Origin of the sequence: Pandoraea terrigena, assembly GCF_902459705.1 — a bacterium.
In the GTDB taxonomy this organism is placed as follows: Bacteria; Pseudomonadota; Gammaproteobacteria; order Burkholderiales; family Burkholderiaceae; genus Pandoraea; species Pandoraea terrigena.
Window position 1 is genome coordinate 498,815 of the sequence record NZ_CABPRU010000001.1, and the last position, 18,388, is coordinate 517,202.

Below are 18,388 nucleotides of genomic sequence, written 5' to 3' on the forward strand. Positions count from 1 at the left end.
TTCCGCTTGTGACGGAAGGTCGACGCGCCAGCGCCATTCTCTTTGCAATCCAACTTCGCCACGACGGCGGATCGTCTGGTGCGATCTCGTTGCCGCCGGGGCGTTCAGCCTGTCAACGCATCCTTCATTTCAAGGCCCGCCCTGCGCAATACGAACGCGCTCAGTGCGTGCTGCAGGCCTGCAAGCCGTCACACGCGCCGGCGGGCTCGGCCGCCCCGAGCTTTTCCTCGGTCGACGTACGCATGCCCAGGCGCGCAAGCAACGCGCGGTCATGTTCGGCTTGCGGGTTTTGCGTCACGAGCAGCTTCTCGCCGTAGAACATCGAGTTCGCGCCAGCGAGGAAGCACAGTGATTGCAGGGAGTCGTCCATCATCTCGCGACCGGCCGACAGACGCACCATCGCGCGCGGCATCGTGATGCGCGCCACGGCGATCATGCGCACGAAATCGAACGGATCGACGGCCTCGTTGTCCTCGAGCGGTGTGCCTTCGACTTTCATCAGGTTGTTGATGGGCACCGATTCGGGGTACGGCGACATGTTGGCCAGTTGCGCGATCAGCCCGGCGCGCTCGCGGCGTGTCTCGCCCAGGCCGACGATCCCGCCGCAGCACACCTTCAGACCCGCGTCGCGCACGCGGGCGAGCGTGTCAAGGCGATCCTGGTAGGTGCGCGTGGTGATGACCTGCCCGTAGAACTCGGGCGACGTGTCGAGGTTGTGGTTGTAGTAGTCGAGGCCGGCGTCGCGCAGTTGCTCGGCCTGCCCGTCGCGCAGCATGCCGAGCGTGACGCACGTCTCCAGGCCCAGCGCCTTGACGCTGCGCACCATCTCGCCCACGGCGTCGACCTGGTGCGGCTTCGGGCTGCGCCACGCCGCCCCCATGCAGAAGCGGGTGGCCCCGGCGTCCTTGGCGCGCTGCGCGGCGGCAACCACTTCTTCCACCGGCATGAGCTTCTCGGCTTCCACGCCGGTATCGTAGCGCGCCGATTGCGGGCAATAGGCGCAGTCCTCCGGGCAGCCGCCGGTCTTGATCGAGAGCAGCGTCGAGAGCTGCACGGCGTTGGCGTCGAAGTGCTCGCGATGCACCCGTTGCGCCCGGAAAATCAGATCGTTGAACGGCAGCGCAAAGAGTGCCTCGATGTCGGCGACGCGCCAGGGCGTGTCGTTGCGGCGCAGTGCTTCGTCGTGTCCGTGAGCGGCGGTGTGGGCGTGAACTTGCATGATGAGATTCCTTGAATTCCGTGGGTTCGTTGATGTTGCGCGCGAGGGGCGCGCGCTCAGGGCCGCGTCATGTCGACGAGCGACCCTATGTCGAGATAGCCGGAGGCGGTTGCCGCGTCGGGGTGCGGCAGATGCGGCACGCGCCCGAGCAGTGGCGCCGGCAAGCGCGCGGCAATGGTGTCGATGTTCGCTGCCACGTGGCGCATCTCCGGATCGACGTGATTGGCGACCCAGCCCGCGAGCGTCAGACCCCGGGCGGCGATGGCTTCGGCGGTGAGCAGGGCGTGGTTGATGCAGCCCAGCCGCAAACCGACGACCAGGATCACCGGCAGGCCGAGCTGGCGCGCCAGCTCGGCCGTATCGGGGGCGTTGGCATCGGCCCCGAGCGGCACGCGAAAGCCGCCCACGCCCTCGACGATCACCAGATCGGCGCGCGCGGCGACCCGTGCGTAACCCGCTTGAATTACGCTGCAATCGAGCGCGATGCCCTCGGCGGCGGCCGCGATGTGCGGTGCCGTAGCGTCCTTGAGCACATAGGGGCAGTACCAGTCGTCGGGCAGTTTCAGATTGCTTGCCTGGTGCAACTGCTCGACATCGTCGTTGACGAAACGCCCGTTGTGCTCCGAGGCGCCTGCCGCAACCGACTTGAGCCCCGCACACACCAGCCCGCGACGCGCGGCGGCATGGAGCAGAGCAGACGAGACGAGCGTCTTGCCGATTTCCGTGTCGGTGCCAGTGACGAAGAACGCATAGCGCGCCGGCGTGGCCCGTGCGGCGGGCGTATCGAGCGGGGCGGCGAGACGCGGATCAGCCATGCACGTGCTCCGTCCAGTCGTGGTCGAGTTGATTGATGGCGGTGGCGAGCCGGGCGACGTCGTCGGCCGTGTGGGTGGCGCAGAGCGTCAGACGCAGGCGCGATGTGCCGGGTGCCACGGTCGGCGGGCGGATGGCGGGCACCCACAGTCCGGCTTCGGCCAGCCCCGCCTGCGCGTGCAGCGCGGCGGCGTTCTCGCCGAGGATGATGGGCTGCACGCCCGTGGGCGAGACCATGTGTCGCCAATGCCGCAGCGTGAGCGTGTCGCGCAGCTGGGCGATGCGCGCTTGCAGCGCGGCGCGGCGCTCGCGGCCGTCGTCGCCAGCGATCAGCGCCAGGCTCGTGAGCAGCGCATGGGCTTGCGACGGCGCCGCCGCCGTGGTGAAGATGTACGGCCGTGCCCGATTGATGAGCCATTCGATGACACGCGCGTTGGCGGCGACGAACGCCCCGCCGACGCCGGCCGCCTTGCCGAGCGTGCCGATGATGACGAGGTTCGGCGAGCGCAGGTCGAAATGCTCGAACACGCCCCGGCCGTTCTCGCCGACAACGCCGAAGCCATGCGCGTCGTCCACGATCAACCACGCGTTGTGACGCTCGGCCAACGCGAGCAGTTGCGGCAGCGGCGCGATGTCGCCGTCCATGGAGAACACGCCGTCGGTGACGATCAGCTTCGTCTCGGCGGTGCTGGCGTCGAGCAGCGCGGCCAGGGCGTCGACGTCGCCGTGCGGGTAGACGTGGGTACGCGCGCGCGATAGTCGTGCGCCGTCGATCAGCGAGGCGTGGTTGAGCGCTTCGGAGAAGATCTCGGCGTCCTTGTCGGCGAGCGCGGAGATCGTCGCCAGGTTGGCCATGTAACCGGTGCAGAAGTACAACGCACGGCTGTCGACGAGATGCGGCGACATGAAGTCGGCGAGCGCATCTTCGAGTTCCGCGTGGGCCTGCGAGTGACCGCTGATCAGGTGCGATGCGCCGCTGCCTGCGCCGTAGCGCTGGGCGCCCTCGATAAGCGCCTGAACGACCTTCGGATGTGCCGCCAGGCCGAGATAATCGTTGCTGGCGAACGCGAGGACGTCGCGGCCGTCGGCGCACACATGCGGCTGGCACGGCGTGGACACCACGCGACGGCGGCGTCGCAGATGCGCACGGTCGATGTCGGCGAGGCCGGCGTCGAGGCGGGCGAAAAGGGGATGGGTTGTCATGCGGGCACCTCCATGCCGTGCGTCATCGTGGCGTCGAAGGCGGCGAGCGTTTGGGCCGCGAGCCAGTCGACGGTAGCGTCGTCGAGGACGTACGGCGGCATCAAATAGACCGTGGCCCCGATGGGACGCAGCAGCACGCCGCGTGCCCGGGCTTCCGTGTAAAAGCGTTTCGCGAAGGCGCCGGCGGCGCCGGGGACGTCCGGCAACACCGCATCGAACGCCCAGATCATGCCGCGATGGCGCACGTGCCTGGCCCTTGGGTCATCGGCCAATGGCGCGAGGGCCTGCGTGAGGCGTTGTGCGCGAAGCGCGTTGCGCGTGAGGACGTCATCGTCGGCAAAGATGTCGAGCGTGGCGAGCGCGGCGCGGCAAGCCAGCGGATTACCGGTGTATGAATGCGAGTGCAGGAAGCCACGCGCGGTGTCGTCGTCGTAGAAGGCGTTGTAGATCGCGTCGCGCGAGAGCACCAGTGACAGGGGCAGGTAGCCGCCGCTGATCCCTTTGGACAGCGTGAGCAGGTCAGGCCAGATGCCGGCCTGTTCGCTCGCGAAGAAGGTGCCCGTGCGTCCGCACCCGACGGCGATTTCGTCGGCGATCAGATGCGCACCATGCTGGTCGCACAACGCGCGCACGCGGCGCAGGTACTCGGGATCGTGCATCGCCATCCCGGCCGCGCATTGCACGAGCGGTTCGACGATGACGGCGGCAATGCGTCCCTCGCGTTGCGCGAGCAACGTCTCGAGCTCCGCCGCGGCACGACGCGCCACGTCGGCCGGCGTTTCCCCGTCGCGGGCATCGCGCGCATCGGGCGAGGCCACCACGTGGGCGTGACGCAGCAGCGGGTCGTAGGCATCACGAAAGAGGGCGACGTCGGTCACGGCGAGCGCACCGAGCGTCTCACCGTGATAGCCGTGGCGCACGCACACGAATTCGCGCTTGTCGCTGTGGCCCTGGTTGCGCCACGCGTGAAAGCTCATCTTCAGGGCGATCTCGACGGCGGAGGCGCCATCGGACGCGAAGAACGCGTGACCGAGCACGCCGCCGGTCAGTGCCGACAGGCGTTCGGCCAAGGCGACGACGGGCTCGTGCGTGAAGCCCGCGAGCATGGCGTGTTCGAGGCGGCCGAGCTGATCGACGAGCGCCGCGTTGATGCGTGGATTCGCGTGGCCGAACAGATTGACCCACCATGAGCTGATGGCGTCGAGGTAACGCTCGCCGTCGGTATCGACGAGCCAGGGGCCTTCGCCGTGGGACAACGCGACGAGTGGCAGCTTTGCCTGTTGCTTCATCTGCGTGCAGGGGTGCCAGACCTGTCGCAGACTGCGCGCGGCGAGATCGCCGGGACCGGCGGGGGGGCGCGGGGAGGCGTCCATCGTTGACTCCTTGGTTGGCCGCGACGGACGACGCTCGCAACGCGATATGCGCCGTCCGTCCGGCTGGCCGGTGACGGGCGTTGCACGAGGCACTGCCGCACGGGGCCGGAGGTGGGGGGATGGGCGCATGGTAGGCAAAGCGTTTTGGTAGGGCAATAGGCGGAATTGGCGTGAAAAATCGCTGTTTTGCGTGCCGTAGCGAGACGTTATCGATAAATTCGTAAAAACCGTCGTTAACGTTGCGGCATCTCCGCCTTCACCCCTCCTCAAAAAATTTGTAACCGATGATGTGGTCGGGTTCGCGCACTCGGCTCAGGACGCCTCGCGCCACGACGGCGCGCGCTTCTCGAGGAACGAACGCACCCCCTCGCGGCCTTCGTCGGACGCGCGGATCTTCGCGATGCGCTCCGCCGTGTCGGCGATGGCGTCGTCGTCGATGTCTCGACTCGCGAAGTCCTGCACGAGCCGTTTGCCTTCCTTCACCGCGTTCGGGCTGTTGTCGACGAGCGCCTTGGCCAACGCCTGCACGGTGCTGTCGAGCGCAGCGGCGCTCACGACCTCGTGCACGAGTCCATGACGCTGCGCCGTCGTGGCGGTGAAGCGCTCCGCCGTGAGGAAGTAGCGGCGCGATGCCGACTCGCCAAGCGCGCGAATGACATAGGGGCCGATCGTGGCCGGCATCAGCCCCAGCTTCGCCTCCGACAGGCAGAAGTGCGCAGTGTCGACCGCCACGACCATATCGGCCACGGCTGCCAGACCTACGCCTCCGGCGTATGCGTCGCCCTGCACGCGGGCGATCACCGGCTTCGGGCAGCGATAGATCGTGCTCAGCATGACGGCCAGCGTCATCGCGTCGGCGCGGTTTTCCGCTTCCGAGTAACCGGCCATCTTCTGCATCCAGTTCAGGTCGGCGCCCGCGCAGAAGGCGGCGCCCTCGGCGGCGAGGACGATGACGCGCACGTCGACGTTCGTGGCGAGTGCACGAAACGCACCGGTCAACTCCTCGATGACCGTTTCGTTGAACGCATTGCGCACCTCGGGACGATTGAGGGTGACGGTGGCGACGTGGGCGTCGACGCTGACTTTTAGCGTGGCGAGATTCATGACGTGGAATTCCTCGAAGAGCCAGTGCGGGCGGTTACATGCGGAACAGGCCGAAGCGCGTGTCGGGGATCGGCGCATTGAGCGTGGCCGACAGTCCCAGGCCGAGCACGGTACGCGTGTCCGCCGGATCGATCACGCCGTCGTCCCACAGGCGGGCGCTGGCGTAGTACGGATGACCCTGGTGCTCGTATTGATCGCGGATCGGCTGCTTGAAGGCATCCTCTTCCTCGGCGCTCCACTGGCCGCCACGGCCCTCGATGCCGTCGCGCTTGACCGTGGCGAGCACCGAGGCGGCCTGCTCGCCGCCCATCACCGAGATGCGGGCGTTTGGCCACATCCACAGGAAGCGCGGCGAGTAGGCGCGACCGCACATGCCGTAGTTGCCGGCGCCGAACGAGCCGCCGATGATGACCGTGAATTTCGGCACGTTCGCGGTGGCGACGGCCGTCACCATCTTCGCGCCGTGTTTGGCGATGCCTTCGTTCTCATACTTGCGCCCGACCATGAAGCCGGTGATGTTCTGCAGGAAGATCAGCGGGATCTTGCGCTGGCAGCACAGCTCGATGAAGTGCGCGCCCTTCTGGGCCGACTCGGAGAACAGAATGCCGTTGTTCGCCACGATGCCGACCGGATAGCCCCATAGATGCGCGAAGCCGCACACGAGCGTGGTGCCGTAGCGCGCCTTGAATTCGTCGAACTCGGAGCCGTCAACCACGCGGGCGATCACTTCGCGTACGTCGAACGGCTTCTTCGTGTCGGCCGGGATCACGCCGTACAGGTCGCGGGCATCGTACTTCGGATCGACCGGCGGCTTGACCGCGACGGTGGCCGGCTTGCGACGGTTGAGGTTCGCGGCGATGCTGCGCGCGATGGACAGCGCGTGCGCATCGTTCTGCGCGAAGTGATCGACCACGCCCGACAGCCGCGTGTGGACGTCGGCGCCGCCGAGGTCTTCGGCGCTCACTTCCTCGCCGGTAGCCGCTTTCACGAGCGGCGGCCCGCCGAGGAAGATCGTGCCCTGTTCCTTGACGATGATCGACTCGTCGCTCATCGCGGGCACGTAGGCGCCGCCGGCGGTACACGAGCCCATCACGACGGCGATTTGCGGAATGCCCTGCGCGGACATCTGTGCCTGGTTGTAGAAGATGCGCCCGAAGTGATCGCGGTCGGGGAAGACGTCGTCCTGGTTCGGCAGGTTGGCGCCGCCCGAGTCGACCAGGTAGATGCACGGCAGGTGGTTCTGCTCGGCGATCTCCTGCGCGCGCAGATGCTTCTTGACCGTCATCGGGTAATAAGTGCCGCCCTTGACGGTGGCGTCGTTGCAGACGATCACGCACTCCTGGCCCGACACGCGACCGATGCCGGTGATGATGCCGGCGCCCGGGGCGTCGTCGTGATACATGCCGATGGCCGCGAGCTGGGAGAGTTCCAGGAACGGCGAGCCTGGGTCGAGCAATTGTTGCACGCGCTCGCGCGGCAGCAGCTTGCCGCGCGCGATGTGTTTTTTGCGCGCGGCCTCACCGCCGCCACCGGCCAGTTGCGCAATGCGGGCACGCAGGTCATCGACCAGGGTCTGCATCGTGGCCGCGTTGCGTGCAAAGTCTTCGCCGCGCGGGTTGAGCTTGCTTTCAATAATCGGCATGTGACGAAATCCGGTGGAGAGTGAGGAATCGGGTAAGGCGTTTCGGGGGCGTGTGCCGGGGCGAGGTCAGTCGAACAGATCGCCTTCGATGTAGCGCCAGCGGCCGTCCTCCGAGCGCTCGAAGCGGCTGCGCTCGTGCAGCCGGTTAGCCCGTCCGCCGACCTTGTAGCGGGCGACGAATTCGACTTCGGCGTGCGTCTCGTCGCTTTGGCGATGCCCCTTGATTTGCAGGCCGAGCCATTGCGGTGCGTCGTCGAAGTCGAGCGTGGCGGGACGCGTGCGAGCCGCCCACGTGTCGAGCAGGTACGCGGCGTCTTGACGCACGAACGCCGTATAGCGCGAGCGCATCAGCGCTTCGGCGGTGGGCGCGATGTCGCCGCGTTCCAGGTAGCGCGCGCAGCAGTCGTCGAACGCGAGCCCGCCGCAAGGGCAGGCGTCGCGCTCCGTGTCTTGCGTCGTGGCGCTGGGCGACGATTGGGGTCTTGCCATCGTGAGTCTTGCCTTGTTGTCAGATCTTGCCTTGCTTCAGACAGGCCTCGACCTGTGCGAAGCGGTCAAAGCCCCAGAACGGTTCGCCGTCCACGATCACGAACGGCGAGCCGAACACCCCGCGCGCCATGGCCAGATCGATTTCGGCCTTGAGGTGGTCCTTGGTGGCGGGAGCGTGCATGCCGGCGTCGAGCTTCGCGCCGTCGATGCCCAGGGTCGCGCCCAGGCGCGCGAGTTCGGCCGGGTCGCCGATGTTCACGTCATCGACGTATAGCGCGTGGAAGATCGTCTTCGCGAACTCCGCGGACAGGTCGCCGCCGCGATGATCCTGCACCCAGAGCACCGCGCGCTCGGCGGCTTGCGTCGGGATCGGGAAGTGCGTCGGGCGCTTGTACGCAATGCCGTGATAACGTGCGGTGCGCTCCACGTCATGTCGCAAGTACTCCGTTTTGATCGGGTGTTGCATCGGTGCGCCCGTGCCGTTCACCTTGTAGACGGTGTCGAGCAGGATCGGATGCCACGCCACGCTACGCCCGTGTCTCGTTGCGATGTCGTCGATGCAGGTGCTCGCAAAATACCCATACGGGGATGCGAAGTCGAAATAAAAGTCGATGGCGGACGTCATGTGGGCTCCGTTTCCGAGTGACGTGTCTGGCCCGCGAATCAAAAGATACGGCGGTGTGGCTACAGCTTGTTGTTCCGTCTCGTGCCGGGCGATGCCTGCCCGGTCGCGGTTTTATTGATTCCTGCGCTTCGCTTTTGCGTTCGTTACCTGCCGGCGTGTCGATCTGGCGATCACCATGCCAGCGCGTTGCCGTCGTAATTGAAGAAGCCGCCGTTGTGTGTGGCGCGCTCGCCCGGCGCGCGGGCGAGCACCCGGCGCATGCCGGCCACGCTCGTTTGCACGTCGATGTCCGCGTTCTCGCCACCCATGTCCGTGCGTACCCAGCCAGGGTGCATCGCGACGCAGGTGGCGCGCTGCGCTTCGAGCGATGTGGCCTTGACCACCGAATTCACGGCCGCCTTGCTTGCGCGATAGAGCCAACTGCCATTCGAATCCATCAGAGCGATGCTGCCCATGCGGCTCGAGAGAAAACCGAACGCGCCGCCGGCGGCTTCGACGAACGGCAACACGAGCGGCGCGGCCTGCATGGCGCCAAGCACATTCGTGTGGAACACGCGGTCGAACTCTGCGGCGGTGATCGGCGCGAGACCGGTGGTGCGCGCCGAATTCACCCCAGCGTTGTAGATCGCGACATCGAGGGTCACGCCGTCGAGCTGCCACGACAGGCCGGAGAGCGATTCGACGCGTGTCACGTCAAGCGGGAGCGGCTCGGCACCCAACGCGCGCAAGGCGGCCAGGCCGTCCTCATGGCGTGCCGTGGCGAAGACACGCCAGCCGTCGTCGCGATACTGCCTGACGAATTCCATGCCGATACCGCGCGAGGCACCGATGACGAGTGCTGTTTTCATGACGTGTGATTCCTGTGGGCGAGGGCGCAGGTCTGCGGGGTCAGACGAGTTCGATGGCCATCGCCGTCGCTTCGCCACCGCCGATGCACAGGCTGGCCACGCCGCGCTTGCCGCCGGTCTTGCGCAACGCACCGATCAACGTGACCAGAATGCGTGCGCCGGACGCGCCGATCGGGTGGCCGAGCGCGCAGGCGCCGCCGTGAATGTTGACCTTCTCGTGCGGCAGGTTGAACTCGCGCATCGCGGCCATCGCGACGACAGCGAAGGCCTCATTGATTTCATACAGATCGACGTCGCGCGTCGACCAGCCGGTCTTTTCGAACAGCTTGCGCATGGCGCCGACCGGCGCGGTGGTGAAGCGGCTCGGCTGCTGGGCGAACGTGCTGTGTCCGGCGATGCGTGCGAGCGGCGTGAGGCCAAGACGCTTGGCCGTCGATTCGCGCATGAGGACGAGTGCGGCGGCGCCGTCAGAGATCGACGACGAGTTCGCCGCCGTCACCGTGCCGTCCTTGCGGAAGGCTGCCTTGAGGGTCGGGATCTTCTCGGGATTGGCCTTGAGCGGCTGCTCGTCCTGATCGACCACCGTGTCGCCCTTGCGACCGGGTACCGTCACCGCCGTGATCTCCCACGAAAACGAACCGTCCTTCGTGGCGTTTTGCGCGCGTTCGAGCGATGCGATCGCGAAGGCGTCCTGCGCCTCGCGGGTGAACGCGTAATGGTCGGCGCATTCCTCGGCGAAGGTGCCCATCAGGCGACCCTTGTCGTAGGCGTCTTCCAGGCCGTCGTAAAACATGTGGTCGATGACCTGACCATGCCCCATGCGCATGCCGGTGCGTGCCTTCGGCAGCAGATAGGGCGCGTTGCTCATGCTCTCCATGCCACCGGCGACAATCACATCGGCGCTACCGGCAACGAGCATGTCGTGCGCGAACATGGCGGCGCGCATGCCCGATCCGCACATCTTGTTGACGGTGGTCGCCCCGGCTGCGAGCGGCAGACCGGCGCCGAGCGTTGCCTGGCGGGCGGGCGCCTGGCCCTGGCCGGCGGGCAGCACGCAGCCCATGATCACTTCGTCGACCTGCTCGGGCGGAATCCCGGCGCGTTCGACGGCGGCGCGAATGGCGGCGGCGCCCAGTTGCGGTGCGGTGACATCGCCGAATACCCCTTGCAGGCCGCCCATCGGCGTGCGGGCGGCGGAAACGATGACGATCGGGTCGTGTTGCATGGCAATCTCCTGTAGTCGCTTGTGAGGCCGGCAATGGTCCTTGCGGACCGGCTTGTCAGCCCCCGAATATCCAATGCTTCAGTCCTTGCATCGTCCGCGCGTCCGGCGAGGGGTGTCCGGCGTGGCCGGACAGTGCGACTCGCTCAGGCGCGTGGATTGCGTAATTCGGCCATCGCAGTCACGCAGCGGTCGTAAATTCGCGGCAGGGCTTCGAGGCTGTTGACCGACATGCGCAGATCGCGCACCAGGCCGTCGCGCAGGCCGTACACCCAGCCGTGTACCGTCACGGGCTGATTGCGGGCCCAGGCGTCGCGCAGTACCGTCGTATGGCAGATATTGACCACTTGCTCGATGGCGTTCAGTTCGCACAGCCGGTCATGGCGCGCGTCGCGCGACGGCAGGGCGTCGATCTGCTCGACGTGACGCTCGTACACATCGCGCACGTGGCGCAGCCAGTTGTCGACGAGTCCCATCTTCGCGCCGTCGAGCGCCGCGCCCACGCCGCCGCAGCCGTAATGGCCGACCACCATGACGTGGCGGACCTTCAGCACTTCGACGGCGAACTGCAATACCGACAGGCAGTTCAGATCGCTGTGGACCACCACGTTCGCGATATTGCGATGGACGAACACTTCGCCCGGCGCAAGGCCCGTGATCTGGTTGGCCGGCACGCGTGAGTCAGAGCAGCCGATCCAGAGATACTCCGGCGCTTGCAGTTTCGACAGCCGCTCGAAAAATGCGGGGTCTTCCGCGTTCACGCCGGCGACCCAGGCGCGGTTGTTATCGAGCAGATGGAGGAGAGGTTGGTCTTTGTCTTCGGTCATGATCGTGTCATCCGGCGGACGTGTCGTGCGCTGGGAGACGTCGAACGCTCAGGCCGCCGCCGCGCGGGGCGGGGGCGCCGGAGGCACCGGCACCGCTGACGGTGCTGTAGCGATTGACGAAACGCAGCGAGACATCGTACGGATAGAAGTCGTGCATCTGTCCGGCTCGCACCCGATCCTGATAGTCCTGCCACAGGCCAGGGTCGAAAAAATCCGGATGATGCTGGCTCAGATAGTGCCGCACGCGTGCATCTCCGGCCAGGAACGTCTCGAACGTCTGCGGAAACACGTCGTGCGGGCCTACACGGTACCAGACTTCCCCCGACATCGCCTCTTCTTCGTTACGGGGTTCCGGCACTCGACGGATGTGGCAATCCGTCAGGTATTCCAGTTCGTCATAGTCGTAGAAGACCACCCGGCCGTGACGCGTCACACCGAAATTCTTGTACAGCAGGTCGCCCGGGAAGATGTTCGCCGCCATCAGCTCCTTCACCGCGTTGCCATACTCGCGCATGGCGTGGTCGACCTCCGCGTCCGACGCCGTCTGTAGCCACACATTGAGCGGCGTCATGCGGCGTTCGATGTAACAGTGGCGGATCACGAGGGCGTCGCCTTCGACTTCGAGCTGCGAGGGCACCTCGCGCTGGAGTTCGGCGAGCAGGGCGTCATCGAAGCGCGCGAGCGGAAAGGCCACGCTCGAGAATTCCAGCGTGTCGGCCATCCGGCCCACCCGATCATGTCGCTTGACCATCAGGTACTTCGCCTTCACCTGCTCGCGCGTGGTCTCCTTGGGCGGTGCGAAGCGCTCGCGAATCAGCTTGAAGACATACGGGTACGAGGGCAGTGTGAACACCAGCATCACCAGCCCGGGAATGCCCGGCGCGCTCACGAACTTGTCGCTCGAATGCTTCAGGTGATGCAGGAAGTCGCGATAGAACAGGTTCTTGCCGTGTTTCTGCAGACCGACCGACGTGTAGATCTCCGCTTTCGGCTTGCCCGGCATGATCGTGCGCAGGAACTGTACATAGGCCGAGGGCACTTCCATGTCGACCATGAAATAGGCGTGCGTGAAGCCGAACACCACACGCAGTTCCTCGCGGCGCAGCAGGGCGGCGTCCAGCGCCAGCTTGCCGTTCGCGTCGTGCATGATCGCCAGGGCGAACGGCGTGGTCGCGTCGCCGTTCACGATGCGTCCCACGATATAGGCCGCCTTGTTCCGGAAGAACAGCGACGCGAGCACATGAAACTGGAAATTCGGTGCCGGCACGAAGTCGCCTAGCGTCTGCTCGAGGGCGCGCATGACATAGCCGACGTCGCGCGTCAGATCGGCAAACGGGCGTTTGAGCTGAAAATTCGTGACGATGCGCGCGATCGTGGCGGCCATGCCGTCTTGCGCTGGGTAATAGACGCGATACGTCGGCCTGGCGGCGGGGGCGTCGTTCTCGATGTACTCCGTCGCCACGGCGGGGCGTACGAAGATGAAGCGGTTGTTGAAGTACGAACGGTGCAGGATCTTGCAGCACACCGAGTTGAAAAACGTCTCGGCCAGCTCCGGCTGACGATGCTCCGTGAGCAAGCCGATGTAGTGCAGCTTCACTTGCTGCCAGACATCGTCATCGAGCGACTGGGCGTCGAACTCGTCTTCCAGCGTCACGACACATTCGCGCACGCGTTCGTCGTAATAGGCGATGCGGTCGCGCTGGAGCTTCTGGATGCCCATGAAATCGCCCGCCTCGAAACACGCCTGCGCCGCGATGCATACATCGCGGAAGATGCGGTAATGCTTGTCGAAGCCGTCCAGCATCGTGCGGGCGACGTCGTAAGCAAACTGCGACGACAGGAGTTTCGGGAAGTGATTCATACCGGTCGGGACAGGCGCAGGGGCGATCTCAAGGGATTGTAGCGCCGCTGCCTGCGCCTGAATGTCAGTCGATGCCTCGTGGGGTTACATCGTTTGCGCGAACAACTCGCGGCCGATCAACATGCGGCGGATCTCCGAGGTGCCCGCGCCGATTTCATAGAGCTTCGCGTCGCGCCACAGACGGCCGACCGGGTACTCGTTGATATAGCCGTTGCCGCCCAGAATCTGGATTGCCTCGCCGGCCATCCACGTCGCCTTTTCGGCCGTGTACAGAATCACCCCCGCGCAGTCCTTGCGCACTTGGCGCACGTGATCGCTGCCAAGCAAATCGAGCTGGCGGCCCACCGCATACAGATACGCGCGGCTCGCCTGCAGGATCGTGTACATGTCCGCGACCTTGCCCTGGATGAGCTGGAACTCCCCGATCGACTGGCCGAACTGCTTGCGGTCGTGGATATAGGGCACGACGACGTCCATGGCCGCCTGCATGATGCCCAGCGGGCCGCCGGCGAGCACCGCGCGCTCGTAGTCCAGGCCGCTCATGAGCACCTTCGTGCCGCCGCCGACCTGGCCCAGTACGTTCTCCTCCGGCACCTCTACGTTCTCGAACACCAGCTCGCCCGTGTGCGAGCCGCGCATGCCGAGTTTGTCGAGCTTTTGCGCAACCGAGAAGCCCTTCATGCCTTTCTCGACGAGGAAGGCCGTCATGCCGCGGGCGCCCGCTTCCGGATCCGTCTTGCCGTAGACGACCAGCGTGTCACAGTCCGGGCCGTTCGTGATCCACATCTTCGTGCCGTTGAGCACGAAACGGTCGCCGCGCTTCTCGGCACGCAGCTTCATGCTGACCACGTCCGAGCCTGCGTTCGGCTCGCTCATGGCGAGTGCGCCGACGTGCTCGCCCGACACCAGCTTCGGCAGGTACTTTGCCTTTTGCGCCGCGGTGCCGTTGCGATGAATCTGATTGACGCAAAGATTCGAGTGCGCGCCGTACGACAACCCAACCGACGCCGAGGCGCGCGAGATTTCCTCCATCGCGATCATGTGGGCCAGATAGCCCATGTTCGCGCCGCCGTATTCTTCCGAGACCGTCATGCCGAGCACGCCGAGGTCGCCCATCTTGCGCCAGAGGTCCATCGGGAACTGGTCAGTGCGATCCACTTCGCCCGCGCGCGGGGCGATTTCCTTGGATGCGAAGTTCGAGACCGATTCGCGCAGCATATCGAGGTCTTCGCCGAGCATGAAATTGAGGCCGGGCAACGTAGTCATGACACAGTCTCCAGAGGGTGGCGCGTGGCGACTTGCCCGCGCGCATGTTCGATGGTGCTGCTAAGGGGCGTTGATTCGGTGAATCCGGTGGGGCGGCGCTCAGCGTGACGTGGGCGACGCGCTTGCCGAGGGATTTGCCGCCAACACGAAAAGCGTTTGCTGCATCATTGCGCAAAGCGTCCATTTGCCGCCGTCGATGACAAACAGTTCGGCGGTGGCGACGATGAGCGTGCGCCCGGCTTTCACGACCTGGCCGCGTCCGACCAGTGTATCGCCCTTGCCGGGGGCGAGAATGTTCAGTTTGTACTCGGCGGTGACCAGTTCCTGGTCCGGCGAGATGCGGGTGTAGCCTGCGTAACCGCCGGCGGAGTCGGCGATGGCGCCGATCACGCCACCGTGAAAATAGCCGTGCTGTTGGTTGACCTTGTCCGAGAAGGGCAGCGAGATTTCGCAGTGGCCGTCGGCAAGATGCGAGATTTGCGCATCCCAATGCATCATGACGCCCTGTTTGTCGAAGCTGGCGCGGATCTTTGCGGCGACGGCGTCGTCGAGCGGTTCAGCGTGAGAGACAGGAGTATTGGCCATGATGGGAGCGAGAGTCTGGACAAAGCCGAGTGCCCAGATATTACTTAACGTTTACGTAAACGTAAAGTAAGGGCTTTCCTGAATCCAAGCAAGTATCAGTGGGCCGGGGCAAGAATGCCGCTCTCCGCAGCCCCGGGGAGCGGGTGGCGCGAGGCGAGTTGAAGGGGGGATGTGGATAAAGCCGACGCTTAACGAATCAGTGCGACGCCGCGGTCGTCTTCGACCGTCGAGCGATGCTGGCGGGCGCAGGCTCGCCGGCGGCCTCGAGCAGCGCGAGGCATTGGGCTTCGTGCTGTGCGACTTCATCGAGCGTGGCGTGCAGGTCTTCGAGTTGCTGCTCAAGCACCTGCCGATGCTGGGAGAGTGTCTCGAGGAACACGCGAAGCTGGGACACCGTATCCTTGGGGGATTCGTAGAGATCGAGAATCGACTTGATCTCCGAGAGTGTGAGTCCGAGACGTTTGCCGCGTAGCGTCAGTTTCAGGCGCGTGCGATCCTGACCGGTGTAGACGCGATGGCGCCCGCCGGGGCCTTCGCGGGCCGGTGTGAGCAGGCCCTGATCCTCGTAGAAGCGGATCGCACGGGGCGTAATGTCGAACTCGCGGGCCAGGTCGGTAATCGTGTATGTGAGCATCGGGTTAAGCGGGTGCTTACCATTGCAGATAGAATTGCCGTTTACGTTAGCGTCAAGTTGCGTCCTGTGCAATCCATGACGGCGTCAACCGACAACGACAGAACAAGTCCATCTGGAGCGTGGCCCCGTGAATGCCCTCGAACAACAACTGAACTACCCCTTCGGAGATTTCTTGCCGGAAGGCGGCACCGTGCACGAAGTCGTGCCCGGCGTCTTCTGGGTACGCATGCCGTTACCGTTCGTGCTCGATCACATCAACCTGTGGCTGCTGCGCGATGAAATCGATGGCGTCAAAGGCTGGACGATCGTCGATTGCGGCATCACCCATCCGCAGATCAAAGCCTATTGGGAGCAAGTGTTCGAGCGCGCGCTCGGTGGCGAGCCTGTCCTGCGTGTCGTCGTCACGCACTGCCACCCCGACCACCTCGGCCTCGCGCATTGGATCTGCAAGGGGGGCGACAAACCCCGCTGGTCGGCCCGGCTCGCCATGTCGCAGGGCGATTACGCCTGGGGCAGGCTCATGTCGGAAGGCGTCAACAACAACGCCGCCAACGCCGGCGGCGACTTCGCCGTGTCGCACTTCATCTCGCATGGGCTCGCCGACGAGGCCATGATCGACCAGATCCGCCACCGGAAAACCTACTTCAGCGACCTCGTACCCGAAGTGCCGTCGCGCTTCTTCCGCCTGCGCGATGGCGATACGCTGCGTATTGGCGGCAGCGACTGGCGTCTGATCGTGGGGTACGGCCATTCGCCCGAACACATGGCGCTGTACTCCGAACAGCACAACGCGCTCATCTCCGGCGACATGGTGCTGCCGCGCATCTCGACCAACGTCAGCGTGTTCGACATCGAACCCGAAGCCAACCCGCTGCAACTGTTCCTCGACTCGCTGGGCGTCTACCTCGATCTGCCCGCCGATTGCCTGGTGCTGCCCTCGCATGGCCGGCCGTTCACCGGGCTGCACACGCGCATTGGCCAACTCCGCGATCACCACGCCGCGCGACTACAGGAAGTGCGCGACGCGTGCGCCCGGTCGCCGCAGAGCGCGGGGGATATCGTGCCCATCATGTTCCATCGCAAGCTCGATGCCCACCAGACCACCTTCGCCATGGGCGAAGCGCTGGCGCACCTGCATATGCTCTGGCGCTCGGGGGAACTCAAACGCGATCGCGATGCGAAGGGCGTCTGGCGCTTCTCCCCGGTTTGATCGACCGGCAGGCGCCACCGGCTTGAGCGGCGCACCCGGGCGGTCGGCCACAAACCAATGCCCCGACGACCGATTCAGGTCGCCGGGGCATTGCTTTTGCGCTTGCCGTGGCAAGCGCGACATCAGGCGTGCTGCGTCGACGCCGGAGCGCTACGGCCTTCGCGGCCGAGCAAACCATACGTCACCAGGCTGATCGTCACCGTCATCAGAATGTAATAGGCGGGGGCCAGCGGGTTCTGGGTCGTCTTGATCAGATACGTGATCCAGAACGGCGCGAGACCGCCAAACAACATCACCGACACGTTGTAGAGAATCGAGACGCCCGTCGAGCGCACGCCAACCGGGAACACCTCCGTGACCGCCGTCGGGAACGCGCCCCACACGAAGCCCATGCAGACGGCCGGCAGAATCTGCGCGAGCAACAGATTGCCCATCGACGGCGCGCCGTGCAACCGCGTAAACATCCAGAACGACGTCAGGCCGTAGAGCAGCACGAACATCAGAATCAGCGGTTTGCGGCCCACGTGATCCGAAATCCAGCCTGTCAGCGGGCACAGCGCGGCGATCAGCAACGCGGCGATGAGTGTCGACAGGCTCGCGGCGCCCTGCGTCAATCCCAGTTGCTTGACCGCATAGATCGGCGTGTAGATCAGCGTCACGTAGAACGACGTCGTCGCTGCGACCGTCAGGCCGAAGCCCGCGATGAGCGCGCGATAATGATGTGAGAAGACGTCGGCGAGCGGTGTGCGGCGGGTCGGCGCACGCGCGGCGGCGTAGGCCAGGAACTCCGGCGACTCCGTCATGCGACGTCGAATATAGAAGCCCACCGGGCCGATCAGGATCCCGAACAGGAACGGAAGCCGCCAACCCCACGATTCGAGTGCTTCTTTTGTCAGCCCCGTGTTGAGGACATAGGCGCACAGGCCGGCGAACGCGACGGCCAGCGCCTGCGAGCACATCTGGAAACTGCCATAGAAGCCGCGCAGGTGGGGGGGCGAGAACTCGATCAGCATGGCTGTCGAGCCACCGAATTCACCGCCCGCCGAGAAGCCCTGAATGACCCGGGCCAGCAGGATCAGCAGCGGCGCGGCGAAACCGATCGCCGCATACGTCGGCGCAATGCCGATCAGGCCCGTGCCAAGCGCCATGAGCAGCACCATGACCGAGAGCGCCGATTTGCGTCCGGCGCGATCGGCATACAAACCGAACGCGAGCCCGCCGATGGGGCGGAAGAAGAACGCCACGCCCAGCGATGCCACACTCGCGAGCAGCGAGTTCGTATCGTTTTCCGCGGGGAAGAAGAGTTTCGCGATGATGACAGCGAAGAGACCGTAGACCGTAAAGTCGAACCACTCGAATGCATTGCCCAGCGTTGAACCGATCACCGCTTTGCGTCGCAGCGCCGGATCGATATCCGGCGCGCCGGTGGGGGTTGCCTGCATATGCCTCTCCTGCCAGGTGGGGTCC

General features: G+C 65.3%; 17 protein-coding genes. 1 reads left to right on the forward strand and 16 read right to left on the reverse strand.

All coding sequences use genetic code 11. The features are described 5' to 3' along the window. Positions 1-160: 160 nt before the first annotated feature. From bioB to PTE31013_RS02285, 15 genes are all read right to left on the reverse strand, one after another. Entirely contained in the window at positions 161-1,219 is a 1,059-nt protein-coding gene (bioB, locus tag PTE31013_RS02215) for a biotin synthase BioB (protein ID WP_150611185.1), read from the reverse strand. 56 nt (positions 1,220-1,275) lie between these two features. Continuing rightward, entirely contained in the window at positions 1,276-2,034 is a 759-nt protein-coding gene (gene bioD, locus PTE31013_RS02220; RefSeq protein WP_150611186.1) for a dethiobiotin synthase, read from the reverse strand. Further along, on the reverse strand, positions 2,027-3,235 hold the full coding sequence (gene bioF, locus PTE31013_RS02225; protein WP_150611187.1) for an 8-amino-7-oxononanoate synthase: 1,209 nt from the start codon (positions 3,233-3,235) through the stop codon (positions 2,027-2,029). The genes bioD and bioF overlap by 8 nt, the downstream gene beginning before the upstream one ends. Further along, complete coding sequence (bioA, locus tag PTE31013_RS02230; protein ID WP_150611188.1) at positions 3,232-4,608, reverse strand: adenosylmethionine--8-amino-7-oxononanoate transaminase; 1,377 nt, start codon at positions 4,606-4,608, stop codon at positions 3,232-3,234. Before bioA ends, bioF begins: the two co-directional genes overlap by 4 nt. Positions 4,609-4,920: 312 nt before the next feature. Then, on the reverse strand, positions 4,921-5,712 hold the full coding sequence (locus PTE31013_RS02235) for an enoyl-CoA hydratase/isomerase family protein (RefSeq protein ID WP_150611189.1): 792 nt from the start codon (positions 5,710-5,712) through the stop codon (positions 4,921-4,923). A 34-nt stretch (positions 5,713-5,746) separates the two neighbouring features. Then, entirely contained in the window at positions 5,747-7,354 is a 1,608-nt protein-coding gene (locus PTE31013_RS02240) for a carboxyl transferase domain-containing protein (protein ID WP_150611190.1), read from the reverse strand. Between the two features lie 66 nt (positions 7,355-7,420). After that, positions 7,421-7,843 carry a YchJ family protein gene (locus PTE31013_RS02245; RefSeq protein WP_150611191.1) on the reverse strand — a complete coding sequence of 141 codons (423 nt, stop codon included), beginning with the start codon at positions 7,841-7,843 and terminating at the stop codon, positions 7,421-7,423. A 19-nt stretch (positions 7,844-7,862) separates the two neighbouring features. Then, complete coding sequence (locus PTE31013_RS02250; RefSeq protein ID WP_150611192.1) at positions 7,863-8,468, reverse strand: 2-hydroxychromene-2-carboxylate isomerase; 606 nt, start codon at positions 8,466-8,468, stop codon at positions 7,863-7,865. Between the two features lie 170 nt (positions 8,469-8,638). Next, complete coding sequence (locus PTE31013_RS02255) at positions 8,639-9,316, reverse strand: SDR family oxidoreductase (RefSeq protein WP_150611193.1); 678 nt, start codon at positions 9,314-9,316, stop codon at positions 8,639-8,641. Between the two features lie 40 nt (positions 9,317-9,356). Next, positions 9,357-10,541: an acetyl-CoA C-acetyltransferase gene (locus tag PTE31013_RS02260; protein ID WP_150611194.1), complete on the reverse strand. Its 1,185-nt coding sequence runs from the start codon at positions 10,539-10,541 to the stop codon at positions 9,357-9,359. 143 nt (positions 10,542-10,684) lie between these two features. After that, positions 10,685-11,365 carry a carbonate dehydratase gene (gene can, locus PTE31013_RS02265; protein ID WP_150611195.1) on the reverse strand — a complete coding sequence of 227 codons (681 nt, stop codon included), beginning with the start codon at positions 11,363-11,365 and terminating at the stop codon, positions 10,685-10,687. Between the two features lie 7 nt (positions 11,366-11,372). Then, positions 11,373-13,226, reverse strand: a complete 1,854-nt coding sequence (aceK, locus tag PTE31013_RS02270) for a bifunctional isocitrate dehydrogenase kinase/phosphatase (RefSeq protein WP_150611196.1) — start codon at positions 13,224-13,226, stop codon at positions 11,373-11,375. Positions 13,227-13,310: 84 nt separating this feature from the next. Further along, positions 13,311-14,492, reverse strand: coding sequence for an isovaleryl-CoA dehydrogenase (locus PTE31013_RS02275; RefSeq protein WP_150611197.1), 1,182 nt, complete (start codon positions 14,490-14,492; stop codon positions 13,311-13,313). Positions 14,493-14,591: 99 nt separating this feature from the next. Continuing rightward, positions 14,592-15,077 (reverse strand): PaaI family thioesterase, encoded by a 486-nt coding sequence (locus PTE31013_RS02280; protein WP_150611198.1) that lies wholly within the window; start codon positions 15,075-15,077, stop codon positions 14,592-14,594. A gap of 196 nt (positions 15,078-15,273) precedes the next feature. Then, the gene (locus tag PTE31013_RS02285) at positions 15,274-15,711 is read right to left on the reverse strand and encodes a MerR family transcriptional regulator (RefSeq protein WP_150611199.1); all 438 of its coding nucleotides are present in this window, start codon (positions 15,709-15,711) and stop codon (positions 15,274-15,276) included. A 127-nt stretch (positions 15,712-15,838) separates the two neighbouring features. On the opposite strand from PTE31013_RS02285, the gene PTE31013_RS02290 reads away from it, so the two are divergent. Beyond that, the gene (locus PTE31013_RS02290; RefSeq protein WP_150611200.1) at positions 15,839-16,921 is read left to right on the forward strand and encodes an MBL fold metallo-hydrolase; all 1,083 of its coding nucleotides are present in this window, start codon (positions 15,839-15,841) and stop codon (positions 16,919-16,921) included. A 122-nt stretch (positions 16,922-17,043) separates the two neighbouring features. On the opposite strand, the gene PTE31013_RS02295 is transcribed toward PTE31013_RS02290, so the two are convergent. Next, positions 17,044-18,363, reverse strand: a complete 1,320-nt coding sequence (locus PTE31013_RS02295) for an MFS transporter (protein WP_150611201.1) — start codon at positions 18,361-18,363, stop codon at positions 17,044-17,046. Between the last annotated feature and the right edge of the window lie 25 nt (positions 18,364-18,388).